Genomic DNA, 20,883 nt, shown 5'->3' with positions numbered 1-20,883 from the left:
TATATTAATTATATCATATACACTACTTCTTTTTTTTTAATATTCAGATTTATAAAAAAAATACTCGCCATTAAGCGAGTAAATATATACCTTAGTATGTAAGAAGAAAATTTAAAATCTTAGGTTAATTTTATTATACCACAAATTTCCTACATTGTACTTAATTGAACTAAATAAAATAATCATTTAAATTAACTTAGCTAAATTATATAAAGTTCTAGCCCCTTCACCTGTAGCTCCTTTTGATTTATAACCAAAATCTTTAGAACTTACACTAGTTCCCGCTATATCCATATGAATCCATGGAGTATCTCCTACAAACTCACCTATAAATAATCCAGCAGTTATACACCCTCCATCTCTTCCTGGACTATTATTTAAATCTGCTTCTTTACCTTTTAAAACCTTTTTAAATTCCTCAAACACAGGCATTCTCCATATTTTTTCATCTGATAAACTTGCTGCTTCGCCTAATTTATTATAAAACTCATCGTTATTAGATATAATAGGTGTAGCTACTGTTCCAAGTGCAACTAGTGCAGCACCCGTCAATGTTGCTATATCAACTATTTTAGTTACCTTTTCACTGTTTATAGCATAATAAACCGCATCTACTAATGTTAATCTACCTTCTGCATCAGTATTTAAAATTTCTATAGTTTTTTTGCCCATTGAGTTTATTATATCTCCTGGCTTATATGCATGTCCTGATATTAAATTTTCACATGCAGCAACTACTGCAATTACATTTTTATTAAGTTTAGATTTTGAAATACCACACATAGCACCTATAACAGCTGCTGCTCCACCCATGTCAGTTTTCATATCAACCATAGAATTTGTAGGTTTTATAGAATAACCACCAGAATCATATGTCAATCCTTTTCCAACTAATCCTAGTATTTCATCGCTCTCTTTATCTCCATTATATTTCATAACTATAAGCCTAGGTTCTTTATCTGAGCCTTTAGCAACTGCTAAAAATGCTTCCATTCCCAATTTTTCAATATCTTCTTTTCCATATACCTTAGTTTCAAATCCATACTTTTTACCTAAATTAATAACTTCATTTGCTAAAGTTTCTGGATATATAACATTTGATGGTTCATTTACTAAATTTCTTGATATTAAAGCTATCTCAGCAAGTAATTCACCTTGTTTTATATAATCATTATAGCTTTCATCTAAATTTAAATTTATATTTTTATCCACACTTTCTTTCTTTTCACTTTTATACTTATCAAAAGTGTATTCCCCTAATTTAATCCCCTCTACTAAGGCTTCAATTTCTCTATAATTTAAATCATCTTTTATATTTAAAAAATTAATTTCTTTTATGTTAGATTTTTTTAGTTCTTTAGATATATTTCCACCTAAATTTCTTATATCATCTATAGATACTTCATCTTTTTTACCTAATCCAACTAACATTAAATCTATCAGCTTACCTTCTGTAAAAACCTTGCATATATCTATATTAGAGTATTTTGCTTCAAAATCTTTTAAAAAAGCATTTAATATTTCATTTTTTAAATCTACACTATTATCTTCATATACGAAAAATACACTTAGTTCATTTTCTTCTAGATATTTTTTATTACTTATAACTTGTATGTTCATATCAAAACCTCCATTTAAATTTATGATAGTTTATATTTACTCAATTTATAAATATACCTACCATAAATTTATTCTACATAAACTACATTATATCTTTCATTATATCGATAGTTTTTTGTAAACTCTCTTCTAATTCTTTCTTTTTTTCTAAAGTTAAATTATCTAGCTTTTCATTTATTATATCCATAAACTTATCTAGCTCATTATTAATTACCACTTCGCCTTCATCAGTTATACCATAAAAAGTATTTCTTCTATCATTAGAATCTTCTTCTCTATAGACATAACCTAATTCAACTAATTTATTTAAAAGTATACATAAACTTGATGTTGAAACATATAATTCTCTACTTAAATTTTTTAATTCTATTTTTTCATGCTTTTGTATTTCACCTAACGCAAAAAATTGCTTTTTAGTTAATACTTTACCCAGTTTATATCTATCGGTATTTGTACTTTTTATTAAATTTTGATAATTATTCATACTTTTTAATAAAAGTTTTGATATATTTTTATTTTCCATGTATTCACCTCATTGTATATTAATAAGCACTAATTTCTAATTCTTAATATATATTATACTATTATTTTTCTAATTTTTTAAGTTCAAAATCATTTAGTTGTAAAACATTTTTTGAAATTAAATATTATATAACTAAATAAAAGCTATAGTAATAAAGTTTAATTTCCTTAATACTATAGCTCTTATTTATATTATTAACATTTTTTATCATCTTTAATTTCTGATTCATTATTTTTTAATTTTTGAATTTTTTCTAATACTCTAGGTGTTACATTTAAAATGCTATCTACCATATTTATGCTATGGTCTAAACTCATAAGTCTTGTTTCTCCATTTTCTACAACTACAAATGCTACAGGTTGTAAGGATACAGCTCCTGCACTACCTCCTGCAAAATTTGTATCGTCTAATTCCCTTTCTTCTCTTTTTCTTTCTGAACAGTTTCTTGAATACTCTCCTCCACCTATCCCAAATCCTATAGTAACTTTTGATATAGGTACTACTATTGTATTTTCTGCTTTAATTGGATCTCCAATAATAGTATTTGCATCAATTGTTGTTTTAATTGAATCAAGCGTTGTGTCCATTAGGTCTTTTATAGAGTTTGTCGATCTCATCTTTCCTAGCCTCCTTACCATATTTAACTTTTTTATATTGCCTAATTTTAAAATATATATATATAATTCCTTTTAGAAAAATAATTATATCTTTTACAGTTGGACTTACATGTAGTATCCCTTTATACTTTATAAAATTTTGGTTATAACATGGAGATACTTTTAGATACATTTTATCTGACTTAAAGTAATTACTTATATTTCCATAAATCATATTAACTAAAACGTATATAAATGATGTAAGTTGTATATTTTCACTTCCATAACTTAAATTAGAATATATTTCACTTATTCTAACTTTTCTAATAATTTTATATAAAACTATTAAGTTTTCTAACTCTATTTTTTTTAAATTAAGTTTTTTTAATCTACTTTTATCCTCCTTATATTTATTTTTCTTCTTTTCATGTTTTTCTTCATCACTTTTACTTATAGGATAAATAGTTTTTGTTATATTAATCAAATTAAAAAAGTATATAAATGATATCTTAATTTCTGCATCTTTATTATCTATATTAGATGTTATAATTATGTGAATAGTACTTTTTAAGAGAAAAAATACTATCAAAGAAATAGGTAATAAAACTTTTATAAAAAAAATTAATAAATCTTTATAATTCATATCTATATTATTTTCCATTTTCTTAAAACTATACAAAAAAATAGTAGATGATATATAAATAAAAATATTTAATAATCATCTACTATTTTTAATCTACTCTTTTTCATAATTTTCAATAGGTGGTAAATCCTCTAGTTTTTCAATATTTAATAATCTTAAAAACTCATTAGTAGTTTTATAAATTATAGGTTTACCTATTTTATCTAATCTACCAGCTTCATATATAAGATCATTTTCAATAAGAGTTTGAATTACCTTATCACTTTTTACTCCTCTTATTTCTTCTAGTTCAACTTTAGTTATAGGTTGTTTGTAAGCTATTATAGTTAATGCTTCTAAAGTAGCTTGACTTAGAGTTTTCTTTTTCTTAGGTTCTAATATATTTTTTACAAAAGATGAGTACTCCTTATTTGTACACATTTGGTATTTATCTTGTAATTTTATAATTTGTATTCCACGATTATTTTCTTTATACTCTTCAATTAAACTATTTAACATTATTTCTATTTCTTTTGAAGAAAGTTCTTCATTTATAGCATTGTTTAATTCTTTTATGCTTATAGGATCGCTATATGCAAACATTATAGCTTCTATAATACTTTTTATCTCATCACGTCTCATATTAACTCTCCATATTCCTCTTTATTAAGATGTCATCAAAGAATAAATCCTGAACAACAGTTACTTCATTACTTTTTATAAGTTCTAGTACAGATAAGAATGTTGCTATTATTTCGTCTTTTTCATAATCAGTTATTAAACTTGTAAATCTAATATCTTCTTTTTCTTTAATAATATTTCTTACATAGTGCATTTTTTCTTCAACAGATATAATACGAGTTCTAACAATTTTATTTAACTTATCATCTTTTACTTCTTCTAATTCATCTTTTTTTACATTTAATATATGAGGAAGTATTTTAACTATAGCATCTAAAGATATAGATTCTAAATCTAATTTTTCTTCTATAACTACTTCTTCTTTTTTTCTATAAAATACATCTTCTATATAAGTTACATTATTTTTTAAATCTTCTGTAGCATTTTTAAACTTTTTATACTCAACAAGCTTTTCCATAAGCTCAAGTCTTGGATCCTCTTCCTCTTCATCATTTCTTTGTTTGTATAATAAATACTTAGATTTTATTTGTAAAAGCTTAGATGCCATTGTAATAAATTCACTTGCTATTTCAAGATCAAATTCTTCAAGCATATCTAGATAAGCTAGATATTGCTTTGTTATCTCTATTATAGATATATCCTTTATATCTATTTTATGTTTTGTTATAAGGTCATATAAAAGATCTAGGGGACCTTCATATACCTTAAGTTGTACACTATACTTCATAAATTACCTCTAAATTATATAAAATTGCCACTATATTATAAATAAATTAACTATACTTGATAATACCTTCATTATAGGATCTAATATTATTACATGAAAATTTGTTATGATTAAAAATATAAATATGATTGTACTCATACTTTCATACTTATAAACAGCATCATAATATTTAGTTGGTATAAAACTAGATACTATTCCCCATCCATCAAGTGGAGGTAATGGTAAAAGGTTAAATGCTGCAAATCCCATACTATATACAAATATACTATTAAATATAAGATATAATGCTTTCATATTAACAAATCTAACAAGATTTGCAACTATTATAGCTGTTATAACATTAAATAAAGGTCCCGCTAATGAGACTATTAAATTCCCAACCTTGTAGTTTTTAAAATTATTTGGATTTACTGGAACTGGCTTAGCCCAACCAAAATGTGCCACTATAAGCATCACAAGACCAAAAGGATCAACATGTTTTATAGGGTCTAAAGTCATCCTTCCACTCATCTTTGCAGTATCGTCTCCTAAAAGATGAGCTACATATGCATGCCCAAATTCGTGAACAGATATAGCTACTGCAATACCTACTGCCGTTACTAAAAACTGGCTTAACATATTCATTTATTTTTCTCCTATTTTTAAGTTTTAATATTATTATAACAATATATATACTTATAATCAAACTAAGATTTAAACTAAAAATTTACTTTTTTCTTATATCTATATCTTTAAAAACAAGTAATTTGCTTAAATTTAAAAGACCTAGTTATACTAGGTCTTATCTTTTAAAATATATTGTCTATAACTCTTTCAAACATTTTAAAGTAACTTGCTTTATTTATATCTTTTTCATTTATAAGGTCAATTTTACCTACTTGTTTATCACCTTTATAAATGCTTATAGTTCCTAATTTAGTTCCTTTTTTTACAGGTAAATCTATATTTTTAGATACATCTATCTTTTTAGTAAAATCTTTGCTTTCACCTTTTTTTATAAGTGCAGTTAAATCATCTTTTGCAACTAAATTTACTTTATTATCATCTGCTTTATCTAGTGTTAGTGTAGCTATTTTATCTGACTTAGAACATAGTTTAACACTTTCATAATTTGCAAATCCATAACTTAATAGCGAAGATGAATCTTTAAATCTTTCTTGTGTTGTAGGCGCACCTAACGTTACTGCAACTAAATGAGTTTCTCCTCTTTTTGCCGAAGCTGATAAACAATATTTTGCTTCTTGTGTAAATCCAGTTTTAACTCCAGTAGCTCCTTGGTAATGCTTTATCATTTTATTAGTGTTTGCAAGTCCTATAGTTGTTTTCTTTTTACCAACTACAATTTGATCCATCCAAGTTGTTAAATATTTAGTTATTTTGTCATGTTTTAATAATTCTCTAGACATTAAAGCTATGTCATGTGCAGATGTATAATGATTTTCTATTGGTAAGCCATTAGTATTAGAAAAATTAGTATCTTTCATTCCTAATTGCTTAGCTTTATTATTCATCATAGCTACGAACTCTTCTTCGCTACCACCTACAAACTCTGCCATAGCTACACAAGCATCATTTGCTGATGCAACAGCTATTCCTTTTAAAAGATCATCAACTTTTTGTGTTTCTCCAGGTTCTAAAAATATTTGGCTTCCTCCCATTTCCGATGCTCTTTCACTTATTTGAACTTCATCATCTAGCTTTATTTTTCCACTGTCTAATGCTTCAACTATAAGTAACATAGTCATTACTTTAGTAACACTAGCTGGAGGAAGTTTTTCATGTGGATTCTTCTCAAATAGTATCTGTCCACTACCTACATCCATTAATATAGCTGTCTTAGATGATATATTAATAGGTGCTTGAACTTTTTTATCATCTGCAAATGCAGTAGTGCTTAAAGACACAATAACCATTGTCATAGCTAAAACTATACTGGTAAATCGTCTCATTACTTTCACCTCTTGATGTTTTATTTGATACTATTTTTTCACATTTTACCTAAATTTATGCGAAGTATTTAATAAACATCAATAGTAGTATTTATATTTATGATTTCTGCATCTGTATTTTCGTATACAAAATTTATAATATTTTCTATTGTGGAATCTGCTTGTTTATTACTTATGCAAACTCCACTTATTCCTATTACTATAGTTTTATGAATATCTTGATTTTCAACTTCACTAACTGATATATTAAATTTATTTTGAAGCTTTTTTACTAAACTTTTTACTACCATTCTTTTTTCTTTGAGAGAATGAACCCAACTTGCTCTTAATGTAATTTTTATGATTATTATTTTCATATTTTCACCATAAATTTATATATTTTTATTTGTTAAGTAATCTTTAACTATTAAATAGTAAATACATGCTTCATTGAAATTTCTTATATCCATACCTAATATATCTTTTATTTTTTCCAATCTATATATAAGTGTATTTCTATGAAGATATATATTATTAGATGTCTTAGATATATTAAACCCATTTTCTATAAATGCTATTCCTGCTTCTAGCACTAATTTATCTATTTTTTCTATTAAATTATAATTAAATAAAATAGGATATGATTTATCCTTTCCAATTGAATCTATAATATTGTATAAAGTTAAATCATATATATTAAAATATTTTCTATTGCTATTTTCAATAAATATATATTTTTTTAATCTATTACTTAAATCAATTTTAAATTCAAACTCTTTTTTATTATTTATTTTCCCCAAGTTAATTATATATGTCTTTGTATATGACTCAGTTTCTATAATTTGAGGAGTATATTTACCTATCAAATTTAAGTCATTAGTATTTAATACATAATTCCCTTTATAATTTATAATATTAATATCTTCATATAAACTTTTAAAAACTTGATTTAAAATTTCTTCATTTAAATTTTTTTGATAAATTAAGTAAAAATATCCATCTAAATTATAATTTATATCGTTTTCTATAATCTCTATAATGTAAGTTTCATTATTCCATAATACGATTTGCTGTGACTTTTTTAGTAATTTTTTTTCTCTATATTTAAAAACTTTAATTTTTTTACCTAATTGCTCTTCAAAAAATTCAATTAGCCCCTTCAATATCTCACCCCATATAGTTATCCCTTAAATTTTTCTATTTTTCTTATATTATAAATTAAAAAGCTGTAAAACCAAAAGATAATTTTGATTTTACAGCTTAAAATTAATTTTTATATTATGGCATTAGTAGTTTCTTTATTAAATATATGAACTTTATTTTTATCTAAAGCTACTTTTAGTTTTTGCCCGCACTTTATATTATATCTTGAGTCAAATCTCGCAGTAATATTTTTCCCTTTAACATTTAAATAAGCATAAATTTCAGCTCCCATAAGTTCACTTATATCCACTGTTGCATCAAATATTGTATCTTGACTATTATCTATAAATATATCTTCTATATGAATATCTTCTGGTCTTATACCTAATACAATTTCTTTACCCATATATCCATTTTTCTTTAATGCATCTGATTTAACTTTATCTAGGGCAACTTTAAAATCATTGAATGTAGCATATACTACGCCTTCTTCTTCAGATACATTACAATCTATTAAATTCATTTGAGGTGCCCCTATAAATCCTGCTACAAACATATTTGCTGGATTATCATATACTTTTTGAGGGGTATCTATTTGTTGTATTACACCATCTTTCATTATAACTATTCTATCAGCCATTGTCATTGCTTCAACTTGGTCATGTGTTACATATATAAAAGTTGTTCCAAGTTTTTTATGTAATTTAGTTATTTCTGTTCTCATGGCTGTTCTAAGTTTAGCATCTAAATTCGATAAAGGTTCATCCATTAAGAAAACTTTAGGATTTCTAACTATAGCTCTACCTAATGCAACTCTTTGTCTTTGTCCTCCAGATAATGCTTTTGGCTTTCTATCTAATACTGATTCTAAATCTAGTATTTTTGCAGCTTCTTTTACTTTTTTATCTATTTCAGCCTTTGGTATCTTTCTTAGTTTAAGTGCAAATGCCATATTTTCATAAACACTTAAATGAGGATATAATGCATAGTTTTGAAAAACCATAGCTATATCTCTATCTTTTGGAGCTACGTCATTTACTATCTTATCTCCTATATATAACTCCCCTGAAGTTATTTCCTCAAGTCCAGCAATCATCCTTAAAGTAGTTGATTTCCCACATCCAGATGGACCTACTAAAACAACAAATTCCTTATCTTGTATGTCTATATTTACATCCTTTACAGCTTCATATCCATTATCATAAGATTTACCTATACTTTTTAAAATTACCTCAGCCATAATTTATCTCTCCCTCAACTATAATTAATATAGTTAAAGTATATCTTAATACCCTTTTCTTATATATAGTTATAATAACTAAATTATTTCATTCAAATTATACAAGAATTTTATTTACTTATAATCTTCATATACAGCAGATGCTAAAATTTTATTTATATTATCCATCATAGATGTAAACTTATATTCAGAATCTATATATCTACTTAAATCTTTGTTGTTAGAAATAGTTTTTTTCAAGTCTTGTGCTGTTTTTAAAGTTTTTTTATCTACAGTTATCCCATTTAAATTTTTTGACTTAATATCCATTTGTATTTTTCTATGGTTATTTAATATAACTTCATAATTTGGGTTAGCTTTTATAATCTTCATATTTTTTTTAAATTCTTTATACTCTTTGCTCTCCTTTATATCACTTGCAAGTTTTGTAGTACTATCATAAACACTCATAAATTTCCTCCTATTAAAAAAAGATTGAATATAATATATTATATTCAATCTTTCTTATTTATACCTCCATTATAATAGGAAGTATCATAGGATTTCTCTTAGTTCTTTGGTATAAGTATTCTTTTAAGTTATCCTTTATATTATTTTTTAAGTAAGCCCACTCTTTTATATGACTTTGTTCGCAAGCTACTAATACATTCTTAATTACTGTTTTAGCTCCATCCATTAAATCTTCTGATTCTCTTACATAAACAAATCCTCTAGATATTATATCTGGACCTGCTAAAACTTTACCATCTTCTTTAGATATAGTAACAACAACTATCATAAGACCATCTTCTGATAAATGTTTTCTATCTCTTAATACTATGTTTCCAACATCTCCAACACCCAGTCCATCAACTAACACATTTCCAGTTGGTATATGTGATGCAACTTTAGCTGAATTTCTATCTAATTCTAAAACTTCTCCAGTTTTCATAACGAATATATTCTGACTTGGCATTCCTAAATCTTCTGCAACTTCTGCATGTTTTTTTAGCATTCTAAATTCACCATGAGCTGGCATAAAGAACTTAGGAGCAACTAATCTGTGCATTAACTTTAATTCTTCTTGTCTTGCATGCCCTGAAACATGTATATCAGCTGCATCATCGTATACTACTTCTGCACCTTTTTCAAATAAACAATTAACTACTTTTGATATAAGCTTTTCATTTCCTGGTATTGGGTGAGCAGATATTATTACTAAATCACCTTGTCTTATTTCAACTTTTTTATGTTCCGCAGATGCCATTCTTGCAAGAGCTGACATAGGTTCTCCTTGAGACCCAGTTGTTATTATAACTAATTCATTATCTTCATACTTATGAATATCATTTAAATCTATAAGCACTTCATCTTCTATATCTATATAACCTAAATCCCTAGCTACTGCCATAACATTTACCATAGATCTACCTGAAACTGCAACTTTTCTGCCACACTTTTGAGCAGTATTAACTATTTGTTGCAGTCTGTGTATGTTAGATGCAAAAGTAGCCACTATAATTCTACTGTTATTTGCTTTTGTAAATAAGCCATCTAAGCCTGTTCCTACAGTTCTTTCAGATGGATTATATCCTGGTCTTTCAACATTTGTACTATCAGCAAGCATTAATAATACACCCTTTTTACTTAACTCACAAATTCTATGAAAATCCATAACTTCTCCATCTATAGGAGTTAAATCTATTTTAAAATCTCCTGTGTGAAAAATTATTCCCTGATCTGTATGAATAGCTATAGCACAAGCATCTGGTATACTATGATTTACTTTTAAAAATTCAACATCGAAATTTTTAAGCTTTATAACTTCTTGTGGAGTTATAACATTTAAATTTACATTGTTTAGTTTATGCTCTTTTAATTTTACCTGAATAAGTCCTACAGTAAGTTTAGAAGCATATATAGGAACATTTATTTTCTTTAATACATAAGGTAATGCTCCTATATGATCCTCATGCCCATGTGTTATAAATATTCCCTTTACTCTATCTTTATTTTTAACTAAGTAAGTTATATCTGGTATAACTATATCTACCCCTAGCATTTCTTCTTCTGGAAAACTTAATCCTGCATCTATAACTATAATTTCATCTTTATATTCAACAACAGTCATATTTTTTCCGACTTCGTTTAGCCCTCCCAGAGCCATAACTTTTATTTTATTTAAACTCTTTTTAAACAATTGCATCATCTCCTTTTGTCTGTGTCTTTGATAACTTAGACTTTTCGCACTTTAAAACGTTCTTCACTAATATACAGATAATATAAAATCACGCACTCTTTACCAGTTACTATAATTGTATCACAACTTGAACTATATTTTAAGATATATTTAAAATACATTTAACGTATTGTTTTGACAAACTATAATTATTTTGGTATTCTCAGACTATAATATTTACAGGAGGTTCTAATGCGTGGTAAAACTCACTTAACTATAGGTGTATTAGCTTCATTACAAGCTTCTATGCTATTTAATAAACCTCTTTCACTTATAAACGTTGCAGTTTGTTCATTATTTTCAATATTACCTGATTTAGACACATCAAATTCAATTATATCTAACACGATTTTAAATCATAATTTATCTAAAAAAATTTTTAAAATCGTTATATATACTTTAAATATTTTAATATTTCTAATATCTCTAAAAATAAATGGTAACTTTTTAATAAGTTCTATAGTAACCTTCATAGCGATAGTAATACTAGAAGCTAAAATAACCCATGGATTTTTAAGAAAATTACTTTTATCATTAACATTTATTTTATTGGCAATTTGTATATATCTTATTAATGGTAAATTTTATTTTATTTTATTTACCATAATATTAGCATTATTTCCTTGGCTAAAACATAGAAAGCTTTCTCATAGTTTACTAGCTATTTTAATAATAAACTTTTTACTTAAACAAATAGAACTATTAACTAATATATCAAATATATGTTTTTTTGGAACAGTTGGATACTCATCTCATTTATTTTTAGGTGATTTATTCACAAAATCAGGAATACCACTTTTTTATCCTCTTAGTGAAAAGAAATTTTCTTTTGGTTTTTTAAGAGTTGGAGGGGCTTTAAGTAATATTTTAGAAATTATATTCGTTTTATTTTTAATAATTTTAATAATATTAACCTTGATAAAATTTTAAGCCCCATTAAGGGGCTTATTTTTATTTACAGTCTTTACATAAACCATAAAATTTAAGATCGTGATCTAATATACTAAAATCATATAAATCTTGTATTTCTAATTCTATAGAATCTAATAAATCTTCTTTTACCTCTATTATTTTATTACAGTTTTTACATATTAAATGATGATGATTATGAGCATCTGAATCATCTAAATCAATTTCATACCTTATACAACCATCATCTAAATTCAATTTAGAAATTGCACCTACTTCATCTAATAACTGCATAGTTCTATAAACTGTAGCAAGCCCTATTTCAGGACAATCAACTCTAACTAAATCATATATTTCTTCACTACTTAAATGCTTATCCTTATGCTTTAATAACGTCTCAACAATAGCTCTTCTTTGAGGTGTTATCTTAAATCCCGTTTCTTTTAATTTTTCTTTTAATATATCTATTTGATTCATCAATATTTACCACCTTTTTTCAAATGATAATCTTTATTAATTATTTTAATTGATAAAACTAATTTTGTCAACATATGCAAATACTTATACTTTCTTAAACTAAATAAAAGTAAAGATATACTATATCTTTACTTTTATAAATATACCCATATTTTAACTTTTATAATAACATTTTTAGTTATTATAAACAAAATCGTTTAATTTTTTTAAATTTTCTGTTTTATTCCATTTTACCACAAAACTATTATCTTTAGCTAATCTTCCTGATTCTCTATAATCCTCTAGAGGAAATTCCATTTGCTTTAATTCATAATTATATATTTCTTTAGATTTAATTGCTAAATTTATTAATTTAGACATAGATATATTAACGTCAACATATGGCAATATTTTTTTTATTACCTTCGGATAATTTGTTATAGGAAGTTCTACTAATTTATCTGCTATACTTTTTAAAACTTCCCTTTGTCTATTATCTCGTTTATATATACTATCAACTTTTCTTATTCTCACATATGCTAATGCTTGATATCCATTTAATAATTGTTTTCCATCACTTCTTATAAATTGTGGCTCTTCAGCTTCTTTATTAGATATATCAAAGGAATTGACTATTACATCATTTAAATGATCTATTTCCTTTTCTTTAACATCTACTTCAACTCCTCCTAATACATCTACTAAATCTATAAATGAATTAAAATTAACAGCAACATAATCACTTATACTTATCCTAAAATTTTTCTCAATTGTCTCTAATAACAATTTTGCTCCTCCATAGGCATATGCATGTGTTAATTTTTCATATCCATGTCCAGGAATATTTACTAAAGTATCTCTTACTAAAGAAGTTAATTTTATACTTTTATTTGTGCTGTCTATAGTTAAAATCATCATAGCATCTGATCGTCCTACATTATCAAAATCCTTAGAATCACTTCCAATTAATAAAATATTTGATACATCTTTATTTTTATTTAAAGAGTCAAATTTTTTATCTTGTCTATTATTAGAACTTTTAATTGTATTTTCATTTGATTTATCTATAACTTTACTATAACTATTTAATGCATATACACTACTTATAGTTGAAAATATGACAACTGATATACTTAAAATAATACAAAATTTTTTTAATTTATTCATATTCACTTCCCCTTAATTACTTTTTTAATGTTATTTTAACCATATAAATAAATTTAAATCTTTTTTGTAAAATATTTTAAGCTAAATCTTTATCCCTTTACAAAATATTTAATATTACAGTTTTTGCTAATGCAAAAAACTCCCTTAAATAGTAAACAGGTATAAATTGATTTATTGAATTAACAGTCCAGAAATTTATATTTTTATATCCATTTTTTTTTGCTAATAAAAAGCTTCTAAAACCATGAAAATCTGTAGTTACAACTTTTATATTTAACTTTTTTATACTTTTATTACTATTTTTTTCTATTTTTTCTTTACTATATTTAAAGTTTTCATAGGTACTAGTAGATTTGTCTTCTAAAATTATTCTTCTTTTAGATATTCCATGATCTATCAAGTAATTTTCCATAGCTTTAGCTTCTGATATCTTTTCATCACTTCCCTTTCCACCAGATACAACTATATAACAGTCATCATTACTTTTATTTATGTACTCTATAGCTTTGTCTAATCTGCCTTTTAATGTAAGACTAGGTCTAGTATTTTTAACGGAAGCTCCTAGTATTACTAAGTAATCGCAATCATCTTTTAAATTTTGTTTTGGAAAAAATATTAACATAGATTCAGCTATTAAAAATATAGATAATCCTATAGTTAAAATTGTATTAAATGCTTTTTTAAAGTTTTTATTTAAATCTATTTTAAATTTTACAAAATGATATAATATTAAAATAATCCCTACAACTATAAAAAATATATCAAATGACATACCATTATAAACTATTTCTAAGTAAAAATAATAAAATACACATAATAATCCAATAAATAAATCTAAATATTTAAGCACTAAAAACCTCCTACTAAAACTTATTTAATATTTAAATAGCATATAGATTAAATATTCTTTATTATACTTAAAAAAGGAGTACCATAAGATACTCCCATTTATAAACTATACAATTTTAAATATTAATTATTCTTCGTCGTAATCTAATCCTTCTTCTTCCATTAAAGTATTATAAACAGCTACAACTGTTTCATACTCATCATCATTTTCAAGAGGAGTTAATATATCTCCTTCTTCATCTGAATCAATTCTAAATATTAAAGCTTCTTCAGCTTCATTATCATCTAAAGGCATAAGTATAGCATACTCTTTTCCTTCTGCTTCTAAAGTTAATATTATTTCAAATTGTATTTCATTTCCATCTTGGTCTATTAAATTTACTATGTTTTCTTGCATTTATTTCACCTCAAAATTTAATTATTTAAATATATTATAACGTATATCTACATTATTTTGTACCTGTTTTAGAAAATTCTTTTGCTATCTAAATACCCTTGAAGAATTATTACTGCTGCTAACATATCTATAACTTTTTTTCTTTTATCCCTTCTGACATCTGCTTCTATTAAAGATCTTTCAGCTGCAACTGTAGAAAGTCTCTCATCCCAGTATTCTATCTTAATTCCACTTTCTTGTTCTAAAAGTTCACAAAACTTTATAACTTTTTCTCCTTGAGGACCTAGCGTCCCATTCATATTTTTAGGAAGTCCTGAAACTATTTTGTTTACTTGTCTTTCTTTTATTATAGTTTTTAATTCTTCTATATCTTTTTTCTTACCCACTCTTTTAACAGTCTTAACACCTTGAGCAGTAATTCCCATAAGATCGCTAACTGCAACTCCTATAGTTTTATCACCCACATCTAGACCCATTATTCTTCCGTCTAATATCATATAAATCTCCTTGATTAACAAATTTCTAGCAATTTTTCACTATATGTATATACTATATTCTTATTGTTCTCTAAATTCAAGACATTATGTACAAAAATAAATTAACCTAGATACCAAAATATTAAGTAACTAGGCTAATTTTATATTATTCTTTATTAAAAATCATCATATTTATACTCATAATTAATAATGGTATAAGTATATAAATTGAAGTAGTACCTGCAGCTACTATTCCAGAGTCATTAACTAATAAAGTTACTATACATCCTACAGTAGAAGCAACAAAACCTTTAAATATATAAGGATATTTATCTGATATCTTTTTAAATTGTCTTGAAGGTTTAAATATAAAACTTGATATAAACCCTACAATTGCAAATAAAATTATGATAAATACATTACTTGTAGCGATATCTATATTCATCTGTATCTTTCTAACAAATGTTTGAATTATAGCTCCTGGTCCATCGACCATTATTTGATTTACAAATACAGATAAATGAGATTGACTTTTAGATAATATATCTAGTGCTGCAAATAAGAAAACAATTATAACTGGCACTAAAGCTAAAAGTATATACTTTTTCAAATCCATCTTAGCATCAAATATAAGTAATATAAACAATACATATGCTACAGATTCAGATATTGAACCTCCTACATTTGCTCCCATTGAAGGATAAGCACTGGTTATTAATATTATTAAAGCCAGAACAACTACAAACCAGTTTGGTATTTTTTTATAATTAACTAAAACTGATAAAGCAAAAATAGCACATCCTATAGTTATTCCTTCATACTCATTTCCTATTCCATAATATCTAGCACCAATTATAGCGTCATAACTCATAATATTATTTTGCATTAAATATGTACCAAACATAGAATCTATTACAATAACCAATATAGTAAGAGTAGAGAAAAATCCCATATAAGCTATATCATCTTTAAATAATTTTTTACCTATTATATATAAAACTATAAGAGTCCCTAATATTCCCATAGTTATACTAGTTTTAGTCGAAAAATTAAATATAGGTGAAACTATAAATACCAAAGGTATTAAGATCCCTAGTTTTAAAAACTCTTTTAAAACATTAAAAATCATTTCTTTCTTAGGTAGTTTAGTTCTAAAAAATAATAGTAATATAGTTGCGATAACACCTGCTACAGCTACTATACCAACAGAAGTATTAACTATAGCACTTCTTATGCCTATCATAGAAACCATTTTTTCAAATTCATGATTTATAAAGCTTATATTATCTTTTTTATCAACTTTTATAAGTTTTTTTCCTACCATTTGTTGATTTTCTATCCCAAACTTAGAAAGTATATCTACACCTATATCAATATTTCCAACTACGCCATTTCTTCTAGTTGTAGCTGAGCGTAAAACTCCTTTTCCAGAGCCCTCAAATTTAATTATAGGTGATAATCTTTTTTGCTCTTTATAGTCTTTTTTACTTGGAAATGTAGACATTATATAAACTGTATCATTTTCATTTACTATTTTAAAAACTTCTTTTAAATATGAATCTATGTTTTTATATATTTTATTTTTCATATTTTTATAAGTTTTATCATTTAAATAATTTTTATATTCATCTAGTCTATATGTATCTCCAAGTTCTATAAATACAACTTCACTATCATCATAAAACTTTTTTGTTTCATTTTTTAACTTATTGTAATCAGTTCTCATTCCATAAGGCATAGTATTATCTTTAGTATTTATATTATCAACATTACCAGATTCAACTCTACCTATATTATCCATAGCCATTAAAGCTATATTTCTATTTTTTAATAATTCTCCATTATTAACTTTGTCAGCATTTCCTATAACAGCAGTCTTTATTTTTTTGTCCGCTAAAGTTTGCCCTAGTGACCCAAGTTTTGATCCATAAGAACCATTCTCTAAGTTTTCACTTAGAGAATAGTTTATAGTCATGTCATTTATTTTTTTAGGATTGTGTCCTGTTTCAGCTTTATATGCTACTCCATTGTCTTTATTAACTTCTTCAAAGTTTATAAGACTTTGACTTGGCATTGTAACTTTACCACCTGCACCTATAGCTGCATATGACCTTCTATCATCAGTCCCTCGGTCACCTCTGATATTCATAAGCCCTATATATCCTTCTTTGTTAAGCTTTTTATTTAAGACATCTATACTTAGCATGTCTTCAAGGCCTGTCCTATTCATATTAATTAATATAACTTTACCTTTTTCATTGGCAAAACTAACTGTAGATATAGAACTTATAAGTACTATTAAAGTAGTTAATAAGGATACAATCTTTTTTTTCATAAGATTGACCTACTTTCTATTGTTCAAATAATAAGTTATAACCTCTTCTAAAATTTCATCTCTTTCAAATTTTTTCATGATTCCTCTAGCATTATTATGACTTGTTATATAACTAGAGTCTCCTGAAAGAATATAGCCTATAATTTGATTTATAGGGTTGTATCCTTTTTCCTTAAGAGCGCTATAAACTACATCTATAGCTTCACTAACACTCATTTGTTCAGATGTTATACCTTCGAATTTCATTGTATAATCCATATTTTCATTCATACTACAACACCCCTATTTCTTTTATTTTTATTTGTTTTTTGTTTTTATTACTTTACTTGAGATTTTAACACATCTTTTGCATGATTTAAAGCATCATCAACTTTTGTTACATCTGGTGCTCCAGCTTGTGCCATATTAGGTCTTCCCCCACCTTTTCCACCAGCTGTTTGAGCAACCTCTCTAACTATGTTTCCAGCATGAACTCCTTTTTCAATTACATCTTTAGTAGCTGTAGCAACAAAGTTTATTTTTCCTCCTGCTACATTTGCTAACACTACTACCCCTGAAACTAATTTATCTCTTAAAGTATCAGCAGTGTTTCTAAGTGTGTCCATATCCATATCTTCAAACTTAGCTGTAACTATGTTTACTCCATTTATATCTACTTTAGAGTCTAATATAGAGTCTGCAGATTGTAAACTCATTTTAGCTTTAACTTCATTTAATTCTTTAGTTAATGATTTAGTTTCATCTAATAAGTTTGCTACTTTTGCTTTTAAATTATCTTCTTTAGCTTTTATAGTTGCACATACTTCATTTATTAAATGTTGTTTATTGTTTAGGAAGTTGTATACTTCTTTACCAGTTATAGCTTCTATTCTTCTTACACCAGCTGCAACTCCACCTTCAGAAAGTATTTTAAACATACCTATTTGAGCAGTGTTTGTTAAGTGAGTTCCTCCACATAATTCTATTGAATAATCTCCCATAGATACAACTCTTACTTCATCTCCATACTTTTCACCAAATAATGCAGTAGCACCTTTTTTAGAAGCATCTGTCATACTCATATTTTCACAAGTTATATCTAATGCTTCAAATATTATATCATTTACTTTTTCTTCTATAAGTTTTAATTCATCTTTTGATATAGCCTCAAAGTGAGTTACATCAAATCTTAATCTTTCAGGAGTTACAAGTGATCCCGCTTGGTTAACATGTTCTCCTAAAACTTCTTTTAATACTTTATGAAGTATATGAGTAGCACTGTGGTTTCTAGCTGAAGCTAATCTTACTTCTTTATCTACCTTAGTATATACTACATCCCCAACATTTATTATTCCTGATTTAACAACACATACGTGTTTTATAGTGTTATTTGGTCCTTTTTTAGTATCTATTACTTCTAAAACTACATCTTCATTTTTGTTAACTAAAAAACCTTTATCTCCAACTTGTCCTCCACCTTCTGGATAGAAAGCAGTTTTATCAAGAACTATTACAACTTCATCTGAAACACAAGCTGATTCTACTAATTCGTTGTTTTTAGCAATTCCTTTAACAGTTGATTCTATAGATAAAGTTTCATATCCTTCAAAGTCTGTAACTATATCTTTATCTAACTTAGCTATAGCATCTTCTTTCCATGCTTCTGAGTCCATATTTCCTCTAGCATCTCTTGCTGTTTGTCTTTGCTTTTCCATTTCAGCTTGGAATCCTTCTTCATCTATTTCTAGATGTTCTTCTTCTAAAATTTCTTTAGTTAAGTCAACTGGGAATCCGTAAGTATCATATAATCTAAATGCATTTTCTCCACTTAGAGTTTTTTCATTTTTAGCTTTTAATTCTTCTATATATGAAGATAATATTTCGCTTCCCTTATCTATTGTCTCATTGAATTTTTCTTCTTCTATTCTTATAACTTTTTTGATGTAGTCTGCTTTTTCTACTAACTCTGGGTAAGCTTCTCCACTTACAGCTATAACTTCATCAACTAATTTATATAAGAAAGGCTCTTTCATTCCAAGTAACTTTCCATTTCTTGCTGCTCTTCTAAGTAATCTTCTAAGAACATATCCTCTACCTTCATTTGATGGTAATACTCCATCTGCAACTAAGAAACTTACACTTCTTATATGGTCAGTTATTATTCTTATAGATTTATCAACTTTATATTCTTTTCCATAAGTAGAGTTTGTCATTTTTTCAACAGCATTTAATATATGCTTTATAGTGTCAACGTCAAATATAGTATCAACACCTTGCATTATACAAGCTATTCTTTCAAGACCCATACCTGTATCTATGTTCTTATTTTCAAGTGGGTTGTAATTTCCTTCTTCATCTTTATTAAATTGAGAGAAAACATGGTTCCAAAACTCTAAATATCTATCACAGTCACATCCTGGTTTACAATCTGGGTTGTCACATCCATATTCTTCGCCTCTATCAAAATGTATTTCTGAACATGGTCCACAAGCACCTGTACCTATTTCCCAGAAGTTATCTTCTTTACCTAATCTTACTATTCTTTCTTTTGGTATACCTATTTCTTTTTCCCATATTTCAAAAGCTTCATCATCTTCTAAGTACACACTTACCCATATTTTATCTTGTGGTATGTTTAGGTGTTCTGTAACAAATTCCCACCCCCACTTTAATGTTTCTTCTTTGAAGTAATCTCCAAAAGAGAAGTTTCCAAGCATTTCAAATAATGTAGCATGTCTAGCTGTAACTCCTACATTTTCTATATCTCCAGTTCTTACACACTTTTGACAAGTTGTCATTCTCTTACTTGGTGGTATTTCTGTACCTGAAAAATAATTTTTAAGCGGTGCCATACCTGCATTTATTAATAATAAACTTTTATCGTTATGTGGCACTAATGAATAACTTGGTTGAACTAAATGTCCTTTTGATTCAAAGAATTTTAAAAATTTACTCCTTATTTCGTTTAATCCCATTTTTTGCATTATAAATTCCTCCTTGATTTATGTATTTATTCGATTGAAAATTATACTTATTTTGAATATAACTTTCTTAAT

Annotated in this window: 22 protein-coding genes; 1 reads left to right on the top strand and 21 read right to left on the bottom strand. The window is 26.2% G+C overall.

Translation table 11 applies throughout. From position 1 onward, the window contains the following. Positions 1–186: 186 nt before the first annotated feature. The 13 genes from ABFX13_RS10930 to ABFX13_RS10870 form a co-directional block, all read right to left on the bottom strand. The gene (locus ABFX13_RS10930) at positions 187–1,620 is read right to left on the bottom strand and encodes a leucyl aminopeptidase (RefSeq protein WP_346045877.1); all 1,434 of its coding nucleotides are present in this window, start codon (positions 1,618–1,620) and stop codon (positions 187–189) included. Between the two features lie 82 nt (positions 1,621–1,702). Further along, complete coding sequence (locus ABFX13_RS10925) at positions 1,703–2,143, bottom strand: MarR family winged helix-turn-helix transcriptional regulator (protein ID WP_346045875.1); 441 nt, start codon at positions 2,141–2,143, stop codon at positions 1,703–1,705. 194 nt (positions 2,144–2,337) lie between these two features. Further along, positions 2,338–2,760, bottom strand: a complete 423-nt coding sequence (ytfJ, locus tag ABFX13_RS10920; RefSeq protein WP_346045873.1) for a GerW family sporulation protein — start codon at positions 2,758–2,760, stop codon at positions 2,338–2,340. Next, on the bottom strand, positions 2,714–3,223 hold the full coding sequence (locus tag ABFX13_RS10915) for a DUF2953 domain-containing protein (protein ID WP_346045871.1): 510 nt from the start codon (positions 3,221–3,223) through the stop codon (positions 2,714–2,716). The genes ytfJ and ABFX13_RS10915 overlap by 47 nt, the downstream gene beginning before the upstream one ends. Positions 3,224–3,475: 252 nt before the next feature. Then, positions 3,476–4,003: an SMC-Scp complex subunit ScpB gene (gene scpB / locus ABFX13_RS10910; protein ID WP_346045869.1), complete on the bottom strand. Its 528-nt coding sequence runs from the start codon at positions 4,001–4,003 to the stop codon at positions 3,476–3,478. A 1-nt stretch (position 4,004) separates the two neighbouring features. Beyond that, complete coding sequence (locus tag ABFX13_RS10905) at positions 4,005–4,730, bottom strand: segregation and condensation protein A (protein ID WP_346045867.1); 726 nt, start codon at positions 4,728–4,730, stop codon at positions 4,005–4,007. Positions 4,731–4,760: 30 nt separating this feature from the next. Continuing rightward, positions 4,761–5,354 (bottom strand): site-2 protease family protein, encoded by a 594-nt coding sequence (locus tag ABFX13_RS10900; RefSeq protein WP_346045865.1) that lies wholly within the window; start codon positions 5,352–5,354, stop codon positions 4,761–4,763. Positions 5,355–5,518: 164 nt separating this feature from the next. Beyond that, positions 5,519–6,679 carry a D-alanyl-D-alanine carboxypeptidase family protein gene (locus tag ABFX13_RS10895; RefSeq protein ID WP_346045863.1) on the bottom strand — a complete coding sequence of 387 codons (1,161 nt, stop codon included), beginning with the start codon at positions 6,677–6,679 and terminating at the stop codon, positions 5,519–5,521. 68 nt (positions 6,680–6,747) lie between these two features. Next, entirely contained in the window at positions 6,748–7,035 is a 288-nt protein-coding gene (locus ABFX13_RS10890) for a DUF503 domain-containing protein (RefSeq protein ID WP_346045862.1), read from the bottom strand. Between the two features lie 15 nt (positions 7,036–7,050). Beyond that, the gene (locus tag ABFX13_RS10885) at positions 7,051–7,821 is read right to left on the bottom strand and encodes a helix-turn-helix domain-containing protein (protein ID WP_346045859.1); all 771 of its coding nucleotides are present in this window, start codon (positions 7,819–7,821) and stop codon (positions 7,051–7,053) included. A gap of 110 nt (positions 7,822–7,931) precedes the next feature. Then, complete coding sequence (locus ABFX13_RS10880) at positions 7,932–9,041, bottom strand: ABC transporter ATP-binding protein (protein WP_346045857.1); 1,110 nt, start codon at positions 9,039–9,041, stop codon at positions 7,932–7,934. Positions 9,042–9,155: 114 nt separating this feature from the next. Continuing rightward, complete coding sequence (locus ABFX13_RS10875) at positions 9,156–9,491, bottom strand: YlbF/YmcA family competence regulator (protein WP_346045855.1); 336 nt, start codon at positions 9,489–9,491, stop codon at positions 9,156–9,158. A gap of 58 nt (positions 9,492–9,549) precedes the next feature. Next, positions 9,550–11,226 (bottom strand): ribonuclease J, encoded by a 1,677-nt coding sequence (locus ABFX13_RS10870; protein ID WP_346045925.1) that lies wholly within the window; start codon positions 11,224–11,226, stop codon positions 9,550–9,552. A 225-nt stretch (positions 11,227–11,451) separates the two neighbouring features. Here ABFX13_RS10870 and ABFX13_RS10865 point away from each other — a divergent pair, with 225 nt between their 5' ends. Next, the gene (locus tag ABFX13_RS10865; RefSeq protein ID WP_346045854.1) at positions 11,452–12,189 is read left to right on the top strand and encodes a metal-dependent hydrolase; all 738 of its coding nucleotides are present in this window, start codon (positions 11,452–11,454) and stop codon (positions 12,187–12,189) included. Positions 12,190–12,210: 21 nt separating this feature from the next. On the opposite strand, the gene ABFX13_RS10860 is transcribed toward ABFX13_RS10865, so the two are convergent. From ABFX13_RS10860 to alaS, 8 genes are all read right to left on the bottom strand, one after another. Beyond that, positions 12,211–12,645 (bottom strand): Fur family transcriptional regulator, encoded by a 435-nt coding sequence (locus ABFX13_RS10860; protein WP_428833876.1) that lies wholly within the window; start codon positions 12,643–12,645, stop codon positions 12,211–12,213. A 174-nt stretch (positions 12,646–12,819) separates the two neighbouring features. Continuing rightward, a complete protein-coding gene (locus ABFX13_RS10855; RefSeq protein ID WP_346045850.1) occupies positions 12,820–13,791 on the bottom strand; it encodes an LCP family protein in 972 nt (323 codons plus the stop codon). A 97-nt stretch (positions 13,792–13,888) separates the two neighbouring features. After that, positions 13,889–14,641, bottom strand: a complete 753-nt coding sequence (locus tag ABFX13_RS10850) for a YdcF family protein (protein WP_346045848.1) — start codon at positions 14,639–14,641, stop codon at positions 13,889–13,891. A 126-nt stretch (positions 14,642–14,767) separates the two neighbouring features. Continuing rightward, positions 14,768–15,037, bottom strand: a complete 270-nt coding sequence (locus tag ABFX13_RS10845) for a DUF1292 domain-containing protein (protein WP_147546514.1) — start codon at positions 15,035–15,037, stop codon at positions 14,768–14,770. A 68-nt stretch (positions 15,038–15,105) separates the two neighbouring features. Further along, positions 15,106–15,531, bottom strand: a complete 426-nt coding sequence (gene ruvX / locus ABFX13_RS10840) for a Holliday junction resolvase RuvX (protein WP_346045923.1) — start codon at positions 15,529–15,531, stop codon at positions 15,106–15,108. Between the two features lie 148 nt (positions 15,532–15,679). Further along, positions 15,680–17,848 (bottom strand): hypothetical protein, encoded by a 2,169-nt coding sequence (locus ABFX13_RS10835; RefSeq protein WP_346045843.1) that lies wholly within the window; start codon positions 17,846–17,848, stop codon positions 15,680–15,682. A gap of 9 nt (positions 17,849–17,857) precedes the next feature. Next, positions 17,858–18,118: an IreB family regulatory phosphoprotein gene (locus tag ABFX13_RS10830; RefSeq protein WP_147546510.1), complete on the bottom strand. Its 261-nt coding sequence runs from the start codon at positions 18,116–18,118 to the stop codon at positions 17,858–17,860. A 47-nt stretch (positions 18,119–18,165) separates the two neighbouring features. After that, positions 18,166–20,811, bottom strand: coding sequence for an alanine--tRNA ligase (gene alaS, locus ABFX13_RS10825; protein WP_346045841.1), 2,646 nt, complete (start codon positions 20,809–20,811; stop codon positions 18,166–18,168). Positions 20,812–20,883: the final 72 nt, after the last annotated feature.

The organism is Paraclostridium tenue (assembly GCF_039521565.1).
Taxonomy (GTDB): Bacteria; Bacillota; Clostridia; order Peptostreptococcales; family Peptostreptococcaceae; genus Paraclostridium; species Paraclostridium tenue.
The sequence above is the reverse complement of the archived record's forward strand: the minus strand, read 5'-3'. Positions and strand labels throughout refer to the sequence as shown.